General features: G+C 69.0%; 17 protein-coding genes. 6 read left to right on the top strand and 11 right to left on the bottom strand.

Annotated elements, in window-relative coordinates; translation table 11 throughout:
* The coding region (locus HR086_RS29090; RefSeq protein WP_217441993.1) for an LVIVD repeat-containing protein at positions 1–1,529 on the top strand (1,529 nt) is incomplete at its 5' end.
* A 58-nt stretch (positions 1,530–1,587) separates the two neighbouring features.
* On the opposite strand, the gene HR086_RS29085 is transcribed toward HR086_RS29090, so the two are convergent.
* The gene (locus HR086_RS29085; RefSeq protein ID WP_174467262.1) at positions 1,588–2,493 is read right to left on the bottom strand and encodes an NADP-dependent oxidoreductase; all 906 of its coding nucleotides are present in this window, start codon (positions 2,491–2,493) and stop codon (positions 1,588–1,590) included.
* Between the two features lie 155 nt (positions 2,494–2,648).
* Positions 2,649–3,518, bottom strand: coding sequence for a type II secretion system protein GspC (gene gspC / locus HR086_RS29080; RefSeq protein WP_174467261.1), 870 nt, complete (start codon positions 3,516–3,518; stop codon positions 2,649–2,651).
* A 214-nt stretch (positions 3,519–3,732) separates the two neighbouring features.
* On the opposite strand from gspC, the gene HR086_RS29075 reads away from it, so the two are divergent.
* Positions 3,733–4,584 (top strand): hypothetical protein, encoded by an 852-nt coding sequence (locus tag HR086_RS29075; RefSeq protein ID WP_174467260.1) that lies wholly within the window; start codon positions 3,733–3,735, stop codon positions 4,582–4,584.
* A 39-nt stretch (positions 4,585–4,623) separates the two neighbouring features.
* Here HR086_RS29075 and HR086_RS29070 read toward each other — a convergent pair whose 3' ends face one another.
* The 6 genes from HR086_RS29070 to tgt form a co-directional block, all read right to left on the bottom strand.
* Positions 4,624–5,487 (bottom strand): alpha/beta fold hydrolase, encoded by an 864-nt coding sequence (locus HR086_RS29070; RefSeq protein WP_174467259.1) that lies wholly within the window; start codon positions 5,485–5,487, stop codon positions 4,624–4,626.
* A gap of 132 nt (positions 5,488–5,619) precedes the next feature.
* Positions 5,620–6,147 carry a hypothetical protein gene (locus tag HR086_RS29065; RefSeq protein WP_174467258.1) on the bottom strand — a complete coding sequence of 176 codons (528 nt, stop codon included), beginning with the start codon at positions 6,145–6,147 and terminating at the stop codon, positions 5,620–5,622.
* Positions 6,148–6,365: 218 nt separating this feature from the next.
* Positions 6,366–6,893: a hypothetical protein gene (locus HR086_RS29060; RefSeq protein WP_174467257.1), complete on the bottom strand. Its 528-nt coding sequence runs from the start codon at positions 6,891–6,893 to the stop codon at positions 6,366–6,368.
* A gap of 163 nt (positions 6,894–7,056) precedes the next feature.
* Positions 7,057–7,584 carry a hypothetical protein gene (locus HR086_RS29055; protein ID WP_174467256.1) on the bottom strand — a complete coding sequence of 176 codons (528 nt, stop codon included), beginning with the start codon at positions 7,582–7,584 and terminating at the stop codon, positions 7,057–7,059.
* A gap of 168 nt (positions 7,585–7,752) precedes the next feature.
* Complete coding sequence (locus HR086_RS29050) at positions 7,753–8,598, bottom strand: tRNA (5-methylaminomethyl-2-thiouridine)(34)-methyltransferase MnmD (RefSeq protein WP_174467255.1); 846 nt, start codon at positions 8,596–8,598, stop codon at positions 7,753–7,755.
* The gene (gene tgt / locus HR086_RS29045) at positions 8,595–9,764 is read right to left on the bottom strand and encodes a tRNA guanosine(34) transglycosylase Tgt (RefSeq protein ID WP_174455814.1); all 1,170 of its coding nucleotides are present in this window, start codon (positions 9,762–9,764) and stop codon (positions 8,595–8,597) included. Before tgt ends, HR086_RS29050 begins: the two co-directional genes overlap by 4 nt.
* 212 nt (positions 9,765–9,976) lie before the next feature.
* Between tgt and HR086_RS29040 the strand changes: the two genes are divergently transcribed.
* Positions 9,977–11,575 (top strand): ABC-F family ATP-binding cassette domain-containing protein, encoded by a 1,599-nt coding sequence (locus HR086_RS29040; RefSeq protein WP_141643735.1) that lies wholly within the window; start codon positions 9,977–9,979, stop codon positions 11,573–11,575.
* A 21-nt stretch (positions 11,576–11,596) separates the two neighbouring features.
* Here HR086_RS29040 and HR086_RS29035 read toward each other — a convergent pair whose 3' ends face one another.
* From HR086_RS29035 to HR086_RS29025, 3 genes are all read right to left on the bottom strand, one after another.
* Entirely contained in the window at positions 11,597–12,055 is a 459-nt protein-coding gene (locus HR086_RS29035) for an Rrf2 family transcriptional regulator (protein WP_217440687.1), read from the bottom strand.
* Positions 12,056–12,168: 113 nt separating this feature from the next.
* A complete protein-coding gene (locus HR086_RS29030) occupies positions 12,169–15,447 on the bottom strand; it encodes a chitobiase/beta-hexosaminidase C-terminal domain-containing protein (RefSeq protein ID WP_174467254.1) in 3,279 nt (1,092 codons plus the stop codon).
* 408 nt (positions 15,448–15,855) lie between these two features.
* Complete coding sequence (locus HR086_RS29025) at positions 15,856–16,929, bottom strand: YihY/virulence factor BrkB family protein (RefSeq protein WP_174467253.1); 1,074 nt, start codon at positions 16,927–16,929, stop codon at positions 15,856–15,858.
* A gap of 211 nt (positions 16,930–17,140) precedes the next feature.
* Between HR086_RS29025 and HR086_RS29020 the strand changes: the two genes are divergently transcribed.
* From HR086_RS29020 to HR086_RS29010, 3 genes are all read left to right on the top strand, one after another.
* A complete protein-coding gene (locus HR086_RS29020) occupies positions 17,141–18,700 on the top strand; it encodes a PEGA domain-containing protein (protein ID WP_141643732.1) in 1,560 nt (519 codons plus the stop codon).
* The gene (locus HR086_RS29015) at positions 18,690–19,688 is read left to right on the top strand and encodes a tetratricopeptide repeat protein (protein WP_174467252.1); all 999 of its coding nucleotides are present in this window, start codon (positions 18,690–18,692) and stop codon (positions 19,686–19,688) included. The genes HR086_RS29020 and HR086_RS29015 overlap by 11 nt, the downstream gene beginning before the upstream one ends.
* A gap of 34 nt (positions 19,689–19,722) precedes the next feature.
* Positions 19,723–21,116 (top strand): serine/threonine-protein kinase (locus tag HR086_RS29010; protein WP_174467251.1); only part of this gene is annotated, 1,394 nt, incomplete at its 3' end.

Below are 21,116 nucleotides of genomic sequence, written 5' to 3'. Positions count from 1 at the left end.
CCCCCTCCCCGTCTCCCCCTGACGCGGGCCCCTATGTCTGGGATGGCACCTACACCGAGCTCGAGGAGCGCGGAGACTGGGTGGACCGGGGACCCCTCTCGCCGTGCTCCTCCAGCGCCGTCTACGCGCAGGAAGGCGCCTGTGATGACCTGTCGCACTTCGACCTGTCGCAATGCGATGCACAGGCCCTCTCCGCCATTCCCAAGGAGGGCATCTACCTGTCCGACGGCCGTGGCGAACGGCACTACGAGGATGGCGGCGTGCGCATCAGCAGCGTCCCCATCGGCTTCCTGCTCCGGGAAGACGGCGGAACGATGTACGACGAGCCACTCCGCCTCAAGGACACGGGGGATGGACGCTTCTCCATCATCGGCGGCCTGACTCGCAATGACCTCACCGTCGCCATGGTGGGATGCAAGACGCCCGCGCCCAACATCATCACCGGCTGCTTCACCTACTGCCGCCGGGGACGACTCACCCTCAAGGGCACCTTCGAGGCGAACCGCGTCGCGCTGTCGACCGGAGAGCCGGAGTCCTCGGGCAACCTCGAGCTGGTCGCCGAGCGCCACGTCCCGGTGGGAATGCCCGCGGACATCTACGTCGCCAAGGGCCACGCCTACGTCGTCTCCATACCAAACCGCGGACAGGCCGGCGGCCTCACCGTCATCGACGTGAGGGACCCCACCCGGCCTGTCCTCACGACGTCCATCAGCCTGCCCGAGGACAACTCCTGGAACGGCGTCTGGGCCAAGGGCGACGCCCTCTACGTGGCCAGCAACGACGTGGGGCCGCTCATCTACGACATCTCCAACCCCGCCCTTCCCACCTTCGTGAAGAGCCTGCCGACGGGAGACTTCGGCGCGCACACGGTGCTCGTCGACAATGACCGGCTCTACGCCATGGTCCCCAATACCGGCACCCATGTCTACGACCTGACCGAGCCGCTCAATCCCATCCTGCGCACCATCATCTCCCTGCCCGAGGACGCCGAGCTGGGAGGGCCTCACGACGCCTTCGCGTATGAGAACCGCCTGTACATCAGCAATTCCTTCGGCGGCTACTCGGTGATGGATGTCACGAACCTGGACAACGTGAGCCGCCTGGGCCGCTACGAGCGCTTTGGCTACGACTACGCGCACCACAGCGCGGTGGGCACCTTCGCCGGAAAGACCATCGCCTTCGAAGGGGGCGAATTCAACGCCTCCCATGTGAGGGTGCTGGACGTCACCGAGCCCTCCCGCATCGTGAAGATTGGCGAGTTCCGCATGCGCGACGTCACGTCCATGCACAACCTCATCCTGCGCGGCAACCTGCTCTATGTGGCGTGGTACCACGAGGGGCTGCGCGTGCTGGATGTGTCCAATCCCACCAGGCCCCGACAGGTGGCGCACCACCACACCTTCCGCGAGAGCGACCCCCAACGGGGCGACAGCATCTTCGAAGGCGCCTTCGGCGTTCGCATCCCCGGTGACGGCTACGTGTATGTCGTCGACTCGTCGCGAGGACTGCTCATCTTCAACGAGCTGTGAGGGCCGAGGGAGCGTCACGCCCGGACATGTGCCACGTCCGGGCTGACGCTCCTGGGGCTCAGTTGACGAGCAGCACCTTGCCCGCGCCACCCTTCTCGGCGTGCTTCTGGGCATCCTTCGCGGCGTCCATGGGGAACGTCTTGCCAATGGGGATGCGCAGCTCTCCCTTGGCCACGCTCTCGCCAAGCTGCGCGAGCCGGCGTCCGTCCGGGTGCGAGAAGAAGGTGACCACCTGGAGGCCCTTGTCCCTGGCCCCCTTCGGCTCCCCCACCACGCTGCCCACGAGTCCGCCGCGCTTCACCTTGTCCAGCACCGCCGCCACGGCCTCGCCACCCACCGTGTCCGCCACGGCGTCCAGCGTGGGCAGCTTCGCGACGTCCTTCGGATCATCCAGCGCGACGACTCCGTCCGCGCCGAGCTTCCGCGCCTCCTCCACCTGCCGGGCCCGCACGCCGGCCCAGACCTTCACCCCACGTGCCTTCGCCGCGAACAGGGCGGCGCGCCCCACTGCGCCCAGCGCACCGGTGATGAGCACCGTGTCTCCCTGGACAGGCTTCATCTGCTCTTCAATCAGCTGCACGCCCGTCAGCGTCACCAGCGGCAGCGCGGCCGCGTCCTTCAGCTCCAGCGAGTCAGGCACCTTGGCCCATACGTCCGCCGGGGCGACCACCGTCTGCGCATAGCCCGCGGACACCAGGCCCATCACCCGGTCGCCGCGCTTGAAGCCCTCCACGCCTTGCCCCACCTCGATGACCTCACCAGACACATCCCGCCCCAGGATGGTGGGAAGCGTCAGCGGCATGTACTCCCTCATGTCGCCTCGGCGAATCTTCCAATCCACCGGGTTGATGCTCGCGGCGGTGACGCGGACCTTCACGTCTCCCGGCCCCACCTTCGGCTCGGGCATCTCCGACACGACGAGGTTGTCCACGTCTCCATAGGCCTTCAGCACGACGGCTTTCATGGGTGTCTCCCGGAATGAAGTGGCACGAAGCGCGCTCCAACGACGGACCAACGATAAGTACCGACGGAGGGAGCGCCATCGTTCGCGGGCGCCTGCTTCCCTGGCTCCCCTTCCTGTGACGGGCGCGTGGTGGCGAGTTCACCGGGCCCCAGGTGTCACGGTCGCACGTCGTAGACCTTGCGCAGCGGAAGGCCACCACGGTCGATGTCGAGTTCCAGGTGCCGGAACTTCTTGAGCAGCATGTACTGCTCCAGCGCCTTCTCCGTGGAGTCGAGCGCGACGCCGTTGATGCGCTGGATGACATCGCCATTCTGGAGGCCCAGCTTCTCGTACACAGAGCCCTGCCGGACGGCGAGGAGCTTGAAGCCCTGGGGCTGCCCCTCCTTGAAGTACGGAACGATGCGCGCCTGCGTGAGTGCGGCGCCCTGGGTCCACTGGTCCAGGTCCAGGTACCTGTCAGGCACCTCGTAGGTGTGCTCTCCCACGCGTCGGATGTCGCTCCCACGCTCGCTGCCCGCGGCCACCGGAGCCCCCGTCGACGGTGGACCCACGGGCCCCTCGCCGTCGATGACCTCCTGCTGTCCTTCCCGGGTGACGATGATGCGCTCCCGTTCGATGACGACCACCTCCGCGTCCTGGAGCACGTCTCCCACGCGGAGGCTGCGCACGCGCCGGCTGTCGAGGTCTTCCACGGACGCGAGCGACCAGAAGGGCTCGCGCGACGTCAGCGTCCCCACGAGCTTCGCGCGCCGCGCGCTCCTCCGGGGCCCGCCGTGGGCGAGAGGCCCAGGCGAGGGCTTCTCCTTGATGCCGAGCACACGAGCCAGCGACTCGGTGCGAAGCGAGAGCCGCGCCTCCGTGGTGGCGAACCGGATGGGTTTCGCGGGCATCGAGTCCAACCCCGGGACGGGAACCGCGAGCTGGAACTCCGTGACGAGGTGGACAGTGCGCGCGGCAATCAACGCGGCGACGAGGAGGAAGCAACAGCTCACCAGCCAGAAGTACTTCTGGAGCAGAGGTCTCATGGAACCACGCCAGAGCAAGCACGGGGCCAGGGAATGGCATACACCGGGCCTCAGTCGGGGACACCGCGCTGCGGGCGAAAGGCACACACGGCGAGGCCTCGCGGGGATGCCTGGATTGTCACGGGTCAGGGGTGTGTCCGAGACAGGCTGTCACGGTGGACGCTGCTGTCGGCACTGATGTAAGCAGCCGCCCCTCTTCTTCGCGGAGCCGAGCATGTTCATCATCTCTGGAAGTTCGCCGAAACAGCAGGACCTCGGCGAGCAACGCGCGCCCTGCCCGGACTGTCAGCAGGAGACGTCCCAGCGGCTGCAGCGTCACTACCGGGTGATTCACGTCTTCTGGTTCCCCCTCTTCTCTCTGGGAACGAAGTACGTGCGAATCTGCGGGCGCTGCAACCTGCACACGGAGGTGCCGGAGCAACAGGTCGGCCCCGTGCCGGTGGCGCCGCTGCTGCACCGGATGGGCGGCCTGTTCCCGGTGGCCGCGCTGGCGTTCTGCTGTGTGGGCTTTCCCCTGGTCAACGCGGTGGTCTCTCTCGGCACCGGTGACTCGAGCGGTTCTTCCCAGCAACAGGAGCAGCGGGCGGGCAGGCAGGGTTTCGACCAGCGCTTCGAGGCCCAGGCCGAGGACCTGGCAGTGGAGACCACGATTCAGTCCGCGTTCGAGGAGCAGGGCCACCAGTCGGTGACGGTCTCCGCCAGCTCCGCCTCCGTGAAGGAGCACGTCATCCGCGTCGTCTCCGCGCAGACCCCTCGCTTGAAGAAGGTGAGCGATGGAGACCGCATCCGGATGCTCGAGATGATGGAGGCGGAAGCGGACAAGAGCTTCGCCAACGAGGAGGTCTTCCTGGGCCTGCGGGGCAAGCTCCTCTGGGGTGGGTATTCCCACCGCGCCCCGGGTGGGACGTGGAAGCGCGTCGTGGACGGCACCACGTCCAGCCCCATGGTGGATGCCTTCGAGGCGCTCCTTCAGCGGGAGGCCGCGCTGCCTCCCTCGGCACCGGATGCGGTGCCAACGCCGGAGCCCACGGCGGCGCCCTCGGTGGTGGACGACACGGCGCGGTGAGCACGGCCCTGGCCCCACCGGCCAGGGCGCTCGCGGTGTTCAGCGCGCCTGCCGGGCTTGTGTGGCAGGCGCTTCCAACGAGTCGAGGAACGCGAGGATGCGGAGGGCACACCCCTCCGGGTCCTCCAGCGGAAAGAGGTGCCCGCCGGGAAACTCCTCGAGCCGGGCCCCTGGCACCACTCGCCGGGCACGCGCGAAGGCCGACTCCGCGAGCGTGCGGGTGTCACGCCCCCGCACGATGAGGGTGGGCACCGCGATGGAGCGCAGCGCCCGCCACATGCCCACGGGCGTCGTCTCGAAGACGCGGGCCTCCCAGGCACGGGGGATGGTCAGCCGGAACCCGCCTTCGGGTGCCTCGGTGAGTCCGTGCGTGAGGTAGTCCTGGAAGCACTCCGGGTCGAAGCTCTGGAACAGGGGCTTCTTGCGGTAGCTCGCGGCGGCCTCCTCGCGAGAGTTCCAGTGCTCCCGCCGACGCCACGCGAAGCTCGCGGGAGGCACACGACTGCGCTGGCCCAGCAGCGTCAGCACGTCGAGCGCCAGCTTGCGCATCCCCGAGAACAACACGGGGTCCAGCGTGACGATGGCTCGGAAGAGGCCGGGGTCCTTCACGGACGCGAGCAGCGTCGCCACGCCGCCCATGCTGTGCCCCACCCCGATGACGCCCTCCAGCCCGGCGGCGCGCAGGGCCTGCGCCAGTTCGTCCGCCATGTCGTTCCAGGTCCGCATGGACAGCGGGTCCGAGCCCGGCACGAGGCAACGGCTCCGCACCGAGACGACGTGGTAGCGCGTCTTCAGGCGCTCGATGAGCTTGCGGTAGGTGCCCGGCGGAAAGCCGTTGGCGTGCGCCAGGTGCAGCACGGGGCCGGTGCCGCCCCAGTCATCCAGTTGAAGGGCCTTGCTCATGGCCCTGTCCGGATACCGCGAACCGCGCCCGCTGTCTCGCGCCCCGGACGCGTGGACCGGGTGCGAGGCACTCGCAGCGGGGGCCGCCAGCCGTCCCGGAGCGGCTGGAGGCCCCCAAGATGCGTCCCCCGCTCACGAGCCGGTGATGGTCAGGACCGTCGGTCCCACCGTGGCGGTGACGCCCTCCTCCGTGAAACATCCCAGCGCCTGGGTCTGAGCGAGCACGAAGGTGATGAGCACGCTGGCACCCTGGAACCGTCCGCCCACCACCGTCCCCGAATAGGTCGCCACCACCTCGCCCAAGGGCCTGACGGTGATGAGGACGCTCGTGTCCAGGTGGCTGACCGAGCCGTCACTCCAGTTGAGCTGCGAGTCAAGCCGGTTCGTGCCGCTCACGCAGCTCAACGTGCCCGTGCCCTCCGCCACGAATGAGGCCGAGAGGAGTGACAACGGAACCCCGACACACGGGCCGAACGTCCCGTCCCCTGTCGCGGTGATTACCCGGGGCGCGTTCGTCATGCCCGGTGAGTATTGGGCCTGGACGATGCCGGGGCAGGTCAGCAGCACCGGCTCCGCGCTCGCGGGCGCCGCGAAGAGGGCCAGGGTCGCGACGAAGGCGGAGAAAAGCGGGGCGCGGCGAGAACGCAAGACAAGCGGCATGGGAAGGCTCCTCGTCCGCCTTGGACTCTCCCGCGGACGCTCACCTCTTAGCGGTTCGCTTCACCCGCTCCCATTGCACCCTCGTCCCAAGGGACACGCTCTCACTCCCCCATGCATTCCCTTGCATGAACAGGGATTGAGTACACCCTCCATCGCCAGTGGATTGAATCAACACCACGGATGGGCCCGCACGCGGGCCCCAAAGACGCGGCTCCCGCTCAGGAGCCGGTGATGGTCAGGACCGTCGGTCCCACCGTGGCGGTGACTCCCTCCTCCGTGAAACATCCCAGCACCTGGGTCTGAGCGAGCACGAAGGTGATGAGCACGCTGGCCCCCTGGAACCGTCCGCTCACCACCGTCCCTGTAGAGGTCGCCACCACCTCGCCCAAGGGCCTGACGGTGATGAGGATGCTCACGCTCACGTTGCTGACCGAGCCGTCGCTCCAGTTGAGCTGCGCGTCAAGCTGGCTCGAGCCCCCCACGCAGCTCAACGTGCCCATGCCCCCCGCCACGAATGAGGTCGAGAGGAGTGACAACGGAACCCCGACACACGGGCCGAACGTCCCGCTCGCTGTCGCGGTGATCATCCGGGGGGCGTTCGTCATGCCCGGTGAGTATTGGGACTGGACGATGCCAGGGCAGGTCAGCAGCACCGGCTCCGCGCTCGCGGGCGACGCGAAGAGGGCCAGGGTCGCGACGAAGGAGGAGAACAGCGGAGCGAGGCGAGAATGCGAGAAAAGCCGCATGGGAAGGCTCCTCGTCCGCGTTGGACTCTCCCGCGGACGCTCACCTCTTAGCGGTTCGCTTCACCCGCTCCCATTGCACCCTCGTCTCAAGGGACAAGCTCTCACTCCCCCATGTATTCAGACTTCCCGGAGCGGCTGGAGGCCCCCAAGATGCGTCCCCCGCTCACGAGCCGGTGATGGTCAGGACCGTCGGTCCCACCGTGGCGGTGACGCCCTCCTCCGTGAAACATCCCAGCACCTGGGTCTGAGCGAGCACGAACGTGATGAGCACGCTGGCCCCCTGGAACCGTCCGCCCACCACCGTCCCCGAATAGGTCGCCACCACCTCGCCCAAGGGCCTGACGGTGATGAGGATGCTCGTGTCCAGGTGGCTGACCGAACCGTCGCTCCAGTTGAGCTGCGCGCCAAGCTGATTCGAGCCCCCCACACAGCTCAACGTGCCCATGCCCCCCGCCACGAATGAGGTCGAGAGGAGTGACAACGGAACCCCGACGCACGGGCCGAACGTCCCGCTCGCCGTCGAGGTGATCATCCGGGGCGCGTTCGTCATGCCCGGTGAGTATTGGGCCTGGACGATGCCGGGGCAGGTCAGCAGCACCGGCTCCGCGCTCGCGGGCGCCGCGAACAGCGCCAGGGTCGCGACGAAGGACGAGAACAGCGGAGCGAGGCGAGAATGCGAGAAAGGCCGCATGGCGAGACTCCTCGTCCGCCTTGGACTCTCCCGCGGACGCTCACCTCTTAGCGGTTCGCTTCACCCGCTCCCATTGCACCCTCGTCCCAAGGGACGCGCTCTCACTCGCACGTGCATCAACTTGCATGAGCAGGAATTGAGCGCCCATTCCCTCACACGGAGATTGAATCAACGCCACTGCGGATGGGCCAGCACGCGGGCCTCGACGTCGGGCGTCAACGTCGCGCCATGGGGCGCCCGGGACGACGAGCGCGTCCAGCGCTCCAGCCACCGCGTACCCAGCGGCGATGCCAGCGCTTCGCGCCGCGTGGAGGCCACCGTCGTCTCACCCTTGGTCCCCGTGGACGCACCCGCCCCCACGAAGAAACCGGCCAGCAGCAGCGTCACCCGCGTGGGCGTCGCCGCGCTGTAGGTCAACAGCAGCGCGCCCTCGCCATCCTCACGGCAGTGCCGGCGAACCCGCGCGAGCACGTCCTCGGTCCACATGTCCGGGTTCGACGCGGGAGAGAACGGATCGAAATACACCAGGTCCGCCACGGGCAGCGCTCCGTCCAGGAACGGCACCGCGTCTCCCAGGTGCAGCCGCCAGCGCAGGCCGTCCTCCTCCCACACGCCGTCGCGCATCAGCGCCTCCGCCGCCTGACGAAACGGCTGGAGGAACGGGAAGCCCGCGGCGTCCGCCAGCGCCAGCCGCAGCGGCGCCAGGTCCACCTCGAAGCTGATGACCTCCAGCGTCCGCCGCCGAGCGGCCCCCAACTCCCGCGCGCACGTCAGCGCGGCCACCGCGTTGGTGGCGGCCCCCAGCCCCACGTCGTGGATGACGAGCGGCGGGCCCTCCTGGGAGAGCCTCTCCCCCAGCCGGGGCTGCTCCACGTAGAGGCCCAGGGCCTCCTTCCACGGGCCCACCGAGGGGTGCATCACCTCGCCATGGCCCAGGTGCCGCACCGCGCGCGAGCCGTTGCGCAGCGTGACGAGCTCGAAGTCCCCGTCGCGCGGGTTGGCCTCCTCGCTCATCCGACTTCCTTCAGCGTCACCTCGTTCGCGCTCGCCCCTTCCTTCAGGTCCTTGGGCGTGGCGATGGCCACCTTCAGCTCACGCGCCACCTGCTCGTAGGTGCCGGAGAGAATCCCCGCGCGGATGCGGGCCATCAGCTTCTGGTAGTGCCGCACGTTGTGCACCGACAGGAAGCGCGAGCCCAGGTGGTGCTTGCCGCGCATCAGGTGATGCAGATACCCGCGCGTGTAGCGCTTGCACACGTAGCAATCACACTCGGCGTCGAGCGGCTCGTCCGCCAGCCGGAACACGTTGCGGGTGATGCGCACCAGGCCCTGGAAGGTGTACGCGTAGCCCTGCTGCGCCATCTTCGTGGGGATGATGCAGTCGAACATGTCCACGCCGCGCAGCACCGCCTCGATGAGGTCCGTCGGCGTACCCACGCCCATCAGGTAGCGCGGCTTGTCCGCCGGCAGCGACGCGGTGGTGCGCAACGTCATCGACTCGCGCTCCGCCTTCGTCTCCCCCACCGCCAGCCCGCCAATGGCGAAGCCGTCGAAGGGCAGCTTCGTCAGGAACTCCGCGCTCTCGTCGCGCAGGTTCGGGAAGACGCCGCCCTGGACGATGCCGAACATCGCCTGGCCCGTGTCCACCTTGGCCTTCGCCGCCAGGCTGCGCACCGCCCACCGGTGCGTGCGCTCCATCGCCTCGCGCGTACCCGCCTCGTCCGTGCGCGAGTCGATGCACACGTCCAGCACCATCATGATTTCGGAGTTGATGGACTGCTGCATGGCGATGCTCGACTCGGGGCTGAGCAGTTGCCGGCTGTTGTCGTAGAAGCTGCGGAAGTGCGCGCCCTTCTCCGTGATGAGCCGGTCCTCCGGCAGGGAGAAGATTTGAAAACCACCCGAGTCGGTGAGCACGCCCCCATCCCACTGCATGAAGGAATGGATGCCGCCAAAGCGCTGGAAGACCTCCGCGCCGGGCCGGAGCATCAGGTGGTACGTGTTCGCCAGCAGGATGCTGGCCCCCGTCTCCTTCACCTCCTCCATGCCCAGATGCCGGAAGGCGGCATGGGTCGCCACCGGCATGAACATGGGCGTGCTGAAGGAGCCGCGCCGGGTGTGAAGCACTCCGGCGCGGGCGCCGGTGGGGTCGGTGGTGAGGAGTTCGAAGCGGACGGCCATGGGCGGGGCCTTATACCCGTCATCCCCGCCCCATGGTCCACCCCTGTCGCCCGTCCCCCCGCCTGCCAGCCGGACGGGGACTCAAGACCCCGCCATTTCAGGGCATTTTTCGTCGCCTGCCGGGCGTTTCATGAGGTCACCGCGAGACGGATGGGTCGCGATTCCACGCAGCCTTGGCCGCTCCGCGTCAATTCCGCTACAACGCGCCCGCCATGTTCAACGTCATCAACGTCTCCAAGGCCTACGGGCCCAAGAAGCTTTTCGAGGAGGTCAACGTCACCTTCTCTCCGGGCCGCCGCTACGGCCTGACCGGCCCCAACGGTGCGGGCAAGTCCACGTTCATGAAGATCCTCGCCGGAGACGAGGAAGCCGACATGGGCAACATCGTCCGGCCGCGCAAGCTGGGCATCCTTCGCCAGGACCACTTCCGCTACGAGGAGGAACGCGTCCTCGACGTCGTGCTCATGGGCAACCTGCCCCTGTGGGCGGCCATGTCGGAGAAGAACAAGCTGTTGGCCAAGTCGGACATCACCGACGAGGACGGCAACCGGCTGGGCGAGCTGGAGGGCGTCATCGCCGAGGAGGATGGCTACTCGGCGGAGAGCGACGCGGCCACGCTGCTGGCGGGCCTGGGAATCGAAGAAGCCTTCCATGAGGGCCCCATGCGGCAGCTGACCGGCGGCCTCAAGCTGCGCGTGTTGCTCGCCCAGGCGCTGTTCGGCAAGCCCGAGGGGCTGCTGCTCGACGAGCCCACGAACAACCTCGATATCGACTCCATCCGCTGGCTGGAGAACTTCCTGCACGAGTACGAGGGCGTGCTCATCACCATCAGCCACGACCGGCACTTCCTCAACTCCATCTGCACGCACATCGCGGACATCGATTACGAGGCCATCATCCAGTACAACGGTGGCTACGACGACATGGTGCGGCAGAAGTCCCAGCTGCGCACCCGCGTGGAGTCCGAGACCGAGGAGAAGAAGAAGAAGATCGCCCAGCTCCAGGACTTCGTGGCGCGATTCCACGCCGGCACCCGCGCCTCGCAGGTGCAGAGCCGCATCAAGCAGATCGACAAGCTGAAGTCGGACGACCTCAAGCGCTCCAACATCGCGCGGCCGTTCATCCGCTTCGACCAGAAGGTCGTCAGCGGCAAGCAGACGCTCATGGTGGAGGGCATCAGCAAGTCCTTCGACGGCGTGCCCGTCATCCGCCCCTTCAACGCGCTGGTGTGCAAGGGCGAGCGCGTCTGTGTCATCGGCCGCAACGGCGTGGGCAAGTCCACCCTGGTGAGGATGCTCGCCGGGCAGCTCGAGCCGGACACCGGCAAGATTGGCTGGGGCCACCAGGCCTCCGTCGGCTACCTGCCGCAGGACCACCACGGCGTCGTGCGCAAGGGCACCACCTGCTTCGGCTGGCTGCGCGACTTGCACGACAAGCTCACCAACGAAGAGATTTCCGGCGTGCTCGGCCGGATGCTCTTCTCCGGCGAGGAGCGGATGAAGAACACCGACACCCTCTCCGGTGGTGAGACGGTGCGCCTGCTGCTGTCCAAGCTGATGATCATGCAGGACAACGTCCTCGTGCTCGACGAGCCCACCAACCACCTGGACCTGGAGTCCATCTCCGCGCTCGCCGAGGGCCTCCAGAAGTACGAGGGCACCGTCATCGTCGTGACGCACGACCAGGAGCTCATCTCCGAGGTCGCCACGCGCATCTGGTCGCTCGAGGCGGGCCGCGAGGTGCTCGACTTCAACGGCCCGTACGCGGAGTTCCGCGAGAAGCACGCGGCCGTCGCGGCCCAGCGCCGCTGACGTGAAGGGCCCGCCTGTCGCTCAGCCCGTCTTCTCCGGCGGGTTGAGCGCGAGGAAGCGGGCGTTGAGGTCCGCGGACATCTGGGCCACGGTGGTGCCTTCCAGGCTCTGCTTCAGCGCGGCCTCCGCGCGGCCGAAGACACCTTCCAGGTAGTCGGCCACGCAGGGGCCAATGGCGCAGTCCGGAGCGGGCCCCACCGGGTGCCTGCCGAACAGCTCCGCGCCCTCCTCCACCGACTCGTAGATGTCCCGAAGGGTGATGTCCTCGGGGCGCCGGGCCAGCGTCACGCCTCCGCGAACGCCCCGCTTCGTCTCCACCAGCCCCGAGCGCGCCAGGTCTCCCAAGAGCCGCCGCACCACGACGGGGTTCGTCTGGATGCTGCGCGCCATCGCCTCGGACGTCAGCGGACCGGCCGCGTCACCGGAGCACTTCGCGAGCATCGCGACGATGTGCGCCGCCATGGTGAATCGGCTGTTCACTCACCCTCCGGGCTGGAATGGAGACTCCGATGGTTACCTATCGCCCGCCCTGACGGCGTGCAACCCGGCATTCCCCGACTGCCGGGCTGCTCGTCCGCTGGGAGCCCCGGGACTCAGGGATTCACGAGTCCAAAGCTACCCGTCCCCACGGCCCAGTCTCCGGCCGCGTGGGTGTCTCCAGCGGTGACACGGCGCAGGGTCGTCTGCTTTCCAGCCGACGCGAAGGCCGGCGCCCAGGCGACGGTGATGTCCCAGGCGGAGGGGGCGGAAGAGTACGTGCAGGGGACACCGCCACACGTCGCGGGTGTCCACTGGCCCAGGGACTGGAGCAGCGCGAGGTCCGTCAGGAAGCCAGCGAAGGTGTTGGTCCCAATGGAGACCGCGAGGCCGTCCTGCGTGGCGCCGAAGGGGTCCAGCACGCGCAGCACCCGGTTGCCCGGGAGGAGGCTGAAGGTGGCGCCGCTGTGAAAGTCCCACGCGGTGTCATGCGTCGCGGGATACAGCATCCGGCGATGCTCCATGGGCCCGCTCAGCTCCGAACGGGGCCCCGCCTCGCCCACGGGGTCCGGGTTGAGGTGCATGACGAGGACGTCGCCAGCCTGCACCTCCACGTCGGGGAACGTCGCGAGCGGCTCGGAGCCCCCGTCCTGCATCAGGGTCATGCCCGTCACCGGACCGGACTGGAGCACGACCAACTCCACCAGGTCGCGGTTGAACGACATGTTGGGAGCAACCTCCGTGATTCGCAGCCGCGCGGGCGTCGCGAACCCCCGGAAGGAGGCGGTGTTGTTCGGCGCCTGCACGCCGTCCCCCTTGAGGTCCCGCAGCGTCGCGGCGACCTGGACGCCATAGCTGCCTCGCGGAGTCTGCGGCAGCGTGGTGACGACCACCTCCTTGGGCGACTGCAGCGTCGCGCCGGTGACGGAGAGCCCGGGGATGGTGATTTGCGCACCGCTGCCCAGGAGGCTGCCCGCATCCAGCCGCCGGTCGAAGCGCACCAGGACGGTCGTCGAGGAGAGCGCGAACGCCCCGAGGACCTTCGGGGGCGGACACGTCTGCGCGGTGAGCTGCTCGGGAACCCAGAGGGAAGGCTGCGTCGACGCGGAGACCGTCCCGAAACGCCACAGCGGAGAGGTGAGCGAGACGTCGCAGCCCTGCACCAGCTCCACCGAGTCGTTCACCGTCGCCACCATGCGCAGCCGGAGCTGGGCGGCGCTGGACGAGTTCGCGGGGACGCCCACCGTCGTCAGGGGTGCCTGGAGGTGGTCCGTGCCCGAGGCGGAGAAGGGGCCACTGATGACGCCGCGCAGGGAGATGAGCTCGGACTCGAAGTTTTCCAGAGCCATGGGCAGGTCGATGGCGCTCACATCCTGCGCCAGCGTCTGCACGGGGAAGTCCCTGGCGAACACGGTGTAGCTGCTGGGGTCGATGGTCGCGCGGCGCAGGCCGTTGCCGGTGCGCACATTGAGCACGCGGACGCCCACCCAGTCTCCCGCCACCGGAGGAGGCGAAACCGCGGAGGGGTTCAACTCCACGAACAGGGCCGGTCCCTCGCGCTTCGCCTGAAGGAAGATGCCCGGGCCGTCATTCGTCAGGTTGCCCACCCCGGGCTTGACGAAGGTGATGATGGCGCCGTCGATGGGCAGTCTCGGCACGTTGCCATCCGCCGCGGCACGCACGGTGGCGATCTGCTGCGACGCGACAGTGGCCACGTCGGGCAAGGTGTAGATCTCCTGCCGCCCCAGCTCCTCGTTCCCGACGTTGTCCACCGACTTGAAGTTCACGGTGGTGTTGCGCGCGAGCACGAAGGGCGCGGTGTACAACGGCGAGCTGCTCGAGACCGCCGTGCCGTCCAGCGTGTAGCGCGTCTCGCCGCACCCCGCGGGGGCATCCGTGCAGGTGAGCCGCACGGTGACGGGGCCGTTGAACGTACCTCCAGGCGGCTCGGCCTGCGTGAGCGGGGCCGACACGTCGAAGGTGTAGACCTGGAGGCGGGACGCTTCCAGGTTGCCGGCGACATCCCTCGACACGAAGCGCAGGCGCGTGTTGGCGGAGAGCGTGAGGGGCGCGGTGTACGGAGTTCCCGTCGTCGGCGTCGGCTCGCTGTCGTCCAGCGTGTACCAGGTCCCCGCGCAGCCGCTGCCCGCGCCGTCGCCGCACGCCAGCGTCACCGTCCGCTGGGTCCGGAACACGCCCCCCTCGGGCTGTGCCACGGTGGTGGGCGCCGTCGGGTCCATCAGGATGGAATAGGTCTCCGTCACCGAGGGACTGACGTTCCCCACGCCATCCACCGCGAGGAAGCGCAGCGTCGTCGTCGCCGAGAGCGCCAGCGGCTCCGTGTAGCGCGGTGAGGTGGTGCCCGGCGCGGTGCCGTTCGTCGTGTAGTGCAGCGCGGAGCAGCCGGAGCCCCCCGTGTCCTCGCAGCGCAGCGTCACGGATTGCGCCGAGAAATAGGCGCCACCCCGAGGCGTCGCGGAGGCGGTGGGCGGCACGGTGTCGATGACGTACGTCTCGATGCCCAGCTCGCCAAGGTTTCCCACCACATCCACGGCGACGAACACCACCGTGGTGGTGTTGGTGAGCTGAAGAGGGCCGCCGTACGCCGGGGAGTCCATCGTCGGCGTCCTGCCATCCAGCGTGTAGTGGATGCGAGCACAGCCGGAGCCCCCCGCGTCATTGCACGCGAGCGCGACCTGTGTCGGGCCGGCGAACAGTCCCCCCCGAGGCGTGGCGACGGAGTCCGGCCCGGTCATGTCGGCGGTATACAGCGCGGCTCCCGGCGCGGAGGCGTTGCCTGCGCGGTCCAGGGCGATGAAGCGCAGCCGTGCCCCGGCCAGCAACGTGAGCGGCGTCGTATAGAGTCGCGAGGTCTCCAAGGGGATGGCGCCGTCCAGCGTGTAGTGGATTCGGGCGCAGCCGGAGCCCGTGCCGTCGTCACACGTCAGCGTGACGACGAGCGGAACGCCATAAATCCCCGAGCCCGGCGACATGGTGACCTTCGGAGGGTCTGCGTCCACCACGAACTCCGCCGAGCGCGCACTCTCGCTGTTGCCCGCCCGGTCCACGGAGAAGAAGCGCAGCGTGGCGCTGGCCTCCACCATGACGAAGTCCGAGTAGCGGATGGACCGCGTCGTCGGAGCACTGCCATCCAACGTGTAGTACGTGGCCTCGCAGCCGGAGCCCGTCCCGTCAGCACAGGTGAGCGTCACCGTGCGAGGGCTGTTGAAGAGGCCCCCCGCTGGAGAGGCCACGGTGGTGGGCGCGACGGTGTCCGTGGGCCCAGGTGGTGTCGGCCCGGGGCCCGACCCCGCGTCGCCACATGCACTCGCGAGAACCCCCAGGCAGAGCAATGCCCACAAGGGGCGGATGAGGAACAACACAGTCCGAGACATCAAATATCCATGGCATGCGCGTCCACGCCCCGCTGAGCGGGGGGGAACGGATAACGGGGCTGTCGGAGGGGGCGACGGCGACGTGCGACACCTGAGAGTGACACACCCAACCGACACATGGATGAGCCCCCGGGAAATATTCAAACCGAGGACGGCCTCCGAGAGCGTCCGTTCCTGGGACTCAAGGATTCGCGACGCCGAGGATTCTGATGCCAGCCGCCTGGTCGTCGGCCGAGTCAATGTTCCCGGCGGAGACTCGCCCCGGGGAAGAGCGGCTCCTCGGGAGCGAAGTCACCAGAGACAACCACCGCCTTGACGGATCACAAACGGCGGACCCCGACCCAGCACCCTCCAGGGGCGCGGGCGCCAGGGCCCAGAAGCAGACCTGCGAATTCAATGCGTCGAGGCTCAGCGACCGGTGTTTCGCCGCAGGAAGAAGACGCCCAGGCCCAGGCCCGCGGCCCACTTCGCGGCGGCGGCCAACGGCGTCTGCTGGAGCTTCGGGGGCGCGTCGCTGGCGAGGCCCTGGCCCGTCGCCGGGTCCACCGCCGGACGGAAGTCCCGAGCGCCAGGGATGTCCGCCCCGCCCTGCTCCAGCTCCGACTTGGTCGCCAGCACGGCCTTGCCCTGCCCCGGCACGTGCTGTCCCGGCGCCTTCCCCTCCGGCGAGCGCTGCTCGAGGATGGAGTTGATCTCCGCGCCCAGCAGCACCACCTGCGAGGACAGCCACATCCACAGCAGGAGCACGATGACGCCACCGATGGCGCCGTAGTTCACGTCGTACTTGCCGAAGTTGGCCACGTACTTGGAGAAGGCCCACGACGCCGCCACCCAGATGAGCACGCCCACCACGGAGCCCGGGGTGATGAAGCGGAACTTCTGTTTCGCGTTGGGCAGGACGTAATAGAGCACCGCCCACAGGAACATCATCAGCAGGCCCGCCACGGGCAGCCGCAGCCACAGCGCCACCGTGGACGCGGGGTCCGGCAGCTTGCTGGCCAGCGCGGGCGTCGCCACGGCCGCCAGCGCCGCGAAGATGGCCACCGCCGCCGCCACCAGCGTCGTCGTCACCGCGATGAGCCGAAGCTTCCAGACCGGCCGCGTTTCCTCGACGCCGTAGGCCGTGTTCAGTGCGTCCATCAACGCGACGATGCCCCCGGAGGCCGCCCAGATGGCGCCCACACCACCCACCGTCAAGAGCCCCACCGGGTTGCTGTCCGCCAGCGACTGGATGCGCTGCCCCAGGATGGTCGTCACCTCCTTGGGCGCCACCTTCCCCAATTCCTGGATGAGCACCTGGGCCTGGTTGGGGTCGATGATGACGCCCGCCAGCGACACGAGGAACAGGAGGAAGGGGAACAGCGCCAGGATGGCGCGGAACGTCAAGGCCCCCGCGACGTCGCTGACATCGTCGCGTTTCCACTCGTCCTTCAGGATCTTGAAGAACTCCCACCACCCCATGCCCTTGCCTGGCAAGACCATCTCGCCCCCTCATCCATGTAAGTCCTGGGGAAGATGGCCATACGGACCCTCGGTGGCGCCCCTGCCCCAATGGGCAGCCTCCCTGGCCGCTCCACCCTCGGGGGGCCGTCTTCCTGAAAAACATTTCATCCGGTAAAAAACACCCGGCGCCCGTTTTCCGCCCTACCCGGGCAGACGGGACCTCACCGCCTCAGCCCGCCCCGAGGACGCAATGTTCGTCGCCTCTCTCCTGAGTGTCAGCCTGGCGCTGGTCGCCAGCGCGACACCCGGCGCTTCACCGGAAGCCCGCGCCGAGGCCCCGGCCCACACCCTCTGGCTCATCCAGCCCATGTATCCAGGGCAGGACGCCCTGGTGAAGCGGACCGAGGAAGGCATCACCGGCCTGCTGCCGGGGGACGTGAAGCCTCGACAGGTCGTCGGCGTGGGGGCGCTGGCCTCGCACCTCCAGGGCCGGGAAGGAGACCTGGGCTGTCTGGCCGGCGGCGCCCGGTGTCGGGAGCCCCTGGGGACCTATCTGGCGTCGCTCGGCCTGGAGCGCGTGGTGCTGGTGCGGGTGGGCCAGGACGACGCCGGTTACCGCTTCCGCGCCGTCAGCGTGCGCTCGGAGAGCGGCGCGCGCGCGGAGGCGGAGACGAGCAACCCCGCCTTCGAGAAGGCCCTGGCCGGCGTCCTGGTGAAGTTCCTGTCCCTCAACGCGCTGGTGGAAGCGGTGTCGGTGCCCGCGGGCGCCACGGTGTTCATCGACGGGGTGAAGATGGGCGTCACGCCGTACGCCACGGAGGTGCTGCCCGGCGAGCACACGTTCCGCTTCGAACTGGCCTCGCACCTGCCCAGGGAAGAGACGCGCGTGGTGGGCTCGCGCGAGCAGGTGAAGCTGCGGCCGGCCCTGGAGAAGGTGCCCGCGCGGCTGGTGGTGAAGGTCCTGCCTGAGGGCACGGAGATCTCCGTGGACGGCGCCGTGGTGGGCAAGGACGCGGTGGACCAGGGCATCCAACCCGGCTCACGCACCCTGCGACTGGCGCGAGAGGGCTACGAGCCGCAGGAAGTCCAGGCGGAGATTGCCCCGGGCGCGACGTACACGCTGGAGCGGGAGCTGAAGCCCACGTCGATGCAGGCCTTCAAGCTGGCCATGAAGAGGCGGCAGGAGGCCACCATGGCGCGGCAGAGCTACCTGGAGGCGGCCTACGAGTTCACCAGCCTCACGTCCGACACGCTGACCGCGCAGCCGGTGAAGACGGAGGGCGGGCTGAGCGACGTGCGCGGCAACGGCGTGCGCGCGCCGGGCTCGCGTCGGCTGCGAGGGCTGGGCCTGGAGTATGGACGCTACGGCCAGTACTTCGGCGTCATGCTGGTGGGCGCCACCTGGTACTCCACCGGCGACGTCTGGACGATGGGCGTCAACGTCCCGCAGGACGTGCAGAACCCGAACGTGGCCGGGCTCACGCAGGTCGACACCAAGGTCCAGATGGTGTCGCTGCGAGCGCTGCAACCGCAACTGAGATACGTGTTGGGCCCGGTGTCCTTCGCCATCCAGGCGGGGCTCGATTTGCGCGGCGCGCTCGCGAAGGAGGAGGACGACGGCTCCGGCAACTCGCCCCGCTTCGAGGACGGCCTCTACGCGCTGGACCTGCACGCGTCCGGACAGGCCTCCGCGCGAGTCTTCGTCTACGAGGGGCTGTACGCCTCCGTGGCGTACCAGCGGGGCTTCTCGCTGCTGGGGAAGATCGCCGGGACGAGCAACTTCCGTGGAGGGGTGGGCTATGCGTTCTGAGTCGCATCGACTGCTGCTGACGTGCGCGCTGCTGGTGTGGGGCACGGCCAGTGCCGCGCCGCTCGTGGGCCCCTCGGTGGGCAACGCCGACGCGCTCGTCGCCGAGGGCACGAAGCTCTACAACAAGCGCAAGTACGCGGAGGCCTCGCGCGTGTTCCTCCAGGCCACGCGCGCCAATCCCTCGCTGCTGCCCGCCTACCTGGGCCTGGGCCGCGCGCGCATGGGGGCCAAGGAGACGGCGGGCGCGTGCGCCGCGTATCGCGCCTGGCTCAAGAGCGCCCCGGACATCCAGGAGCGTCCCAAGGCGAAGGGCGAGCTGGAGCTGTGCGAGCGCCAGCTCAAGGCCGCGCGCAAGAAGAAGAAGAAGGGCCCGGTGCCGGCGGACATGACCGCGCGGCACGTGGAGCTGAAGGCCGACTTCTTCGAGGCGCTGGAGGCCGGCACGCTCGCGGGCCCGGCGGGCGCGGGTGAGCAGCTGCGCACCCTGGTGACCGCGGACTACCTGGGCGTGGACCTGGCGGAGATGGGCACGCGCCTGAGCACCGCGAGCCGAGCCTCCGCGGAGGACGTGCACCAGCGCGCGCTGAAGGGCGAGGCGCTGACGACGGAGCAACTGCGCACCGGCCGGGAGCTGCTGGACTGGGCGAAGGACTCGGGAGAAGCCGCGCCCCAGGCGCCCGCGCAGGGCCTGTTCCTGGAGGGACTGGTTGCGCTCCAGGGCAATGACTCCAAGGGCGCCGAGGGGCTGTTCGCGAAGGCGGCCTCGGCGGCGCCGGGCGTGACGGAGTACCGGGTGTGGCGCGCGGCGGCGCTCCAGCGCGCGGGGGACCTGAGAGGTGCCCTGGCGGTGATGGAGGCGGAGCTGCCGGAGGACCCCCGCACGGACCTGCTCCGCGCGGCGGTGGCGCAGCGCACGTCGAAGGAGGACGGCGCGCGCGAGCTGGAGCGCCTGCTCTTCCAGCGCTACGCCGCGCCCCCGTCACGCTGACGTCGCACCCACCTCGCGGTCAGGAAGGACTTGGATGGCCCTCTTCATCTGTCAGCGGTGCGAGACGGAGCACGACACCTGGGGCGGCGCCTGCCCGAGCTGTGGAAGCACCGAGCAGCTGAAGGTCGCGCCGCAGGTGGACCGGATGCTGGGCCGCACGGTGGCGGGCCGCTACCGCGTGCTCAAGCGGTTGGGCCAGGGCGGCATGGGCTCCGTGTACCTGGCGGAGCAGGTGGGCATTGGCCAGCAGGTCGCGATGAAGTTCCTCAACAGCGGCCTGTCGTTGGACCCGGACGTCGCGCGGCGCTTCCTCAACGAGGCGAAGAGCTACGCCCGCGTGGGGCACCCCAACGCGGTGACGTTGCACGACTTCGGCCAGGACGAGGAGGGCAGCCTCTACATCTCCATGGAGTACGTGGAGGGTGATGACCTCAAGCGCCTGCTCGCGAACGTGGGCCGGCTGAGCCTCCATGAAGCCGGGGACATCATCCTCCAGGTCGCGGACGTGCTGGCGTACGCGCACGCGCGCGGCGTGGTGCACCGGGACCTCAAGCCGGAGAACGTGATGGTCCGGCAGGGCATGCGCGGCTGGCACGTCAAGGTGCTGGACTTCGGCATCGCCCGCATCGCCGACGGGGCCACGCGTCTCACGGCGCAGGGCGCGGTGGCCGGCACGCCCCGGTACATGTCCCCCGAGCAGGCCATGGGCCAGGACGTGGACGCGCGCGCGGACATCTACGCGGTGGGCGTGGTGCTCTTCGAGCTGCTTACCGGCGTGCAGCCGTTCGACGGAACGAGCGTCGCGGACATCATGCAGAAGCAGGTGCATCAGCCCATTCCCCGGCTGGTGGACGTGGTGCCGGACCTGGACATGCCCGCGCTCGACGCGGTCATCCAGAAGGCCACCGCGAAGAAGCGCGTGGAGCGCTACATGACGATGGAGGCGTTCGCCGCGGACCTGAGCAACGCGCTGCCCACCATGTCCGGTCGGCCCGCCATCAGCGGCGTCAGCCCCGTGGTGAAGCCAGGCGCGGCCGAGGAGTCCTCGCCGGGCACCATGCTCTACGGCGACGGCACCGAGGACACGATGTTGCGCGGCGCCGCCGTGTCGACGCCGCCTCCCATCGACCCGGGCCTCTACAACACGGGCCGCGTGGCGCCCATCCAGCTCACGCAGCCCGCGCCAGGAATGCCCGAGCTTCCGCAACGCACGGCGCGCGACGGGTTCGACAAGACGGCGCACGCAGCCTCTCCCTACGCGCCGCCACCGAGCGGTCGCCCGGGCTGGGTGCTGGCCCTGAGCGTCGCGGGCGCGCTGCTCGCCGGTGGCTTCGGCGTGATTGCCCTGCGGGGCCCGCCTCCGGGTGACGGCCAGGGACCTCCGGGCCCCCACGGCATGGGAGACATGGGGCACCCTCCTCCCCATCC

Origin of the sequence: Myxococcus sp. CA039A (genome assembly GCF_013336645.1) — a bacterium.
In the GTDB taxonomy this organism is placed as follows: domain Bacteria; phylum Myxococcota; class Myxococcia; order Myxococcales; family Myxococcaceae; genus Myxococcus; species Myxococcus llanfairpwllgwyngyllgogerychwyrndrobwllllantysiliogogogochensis.
This window is presented reverse-complemented; position numbering and strand designations above follow the sequence as displayed.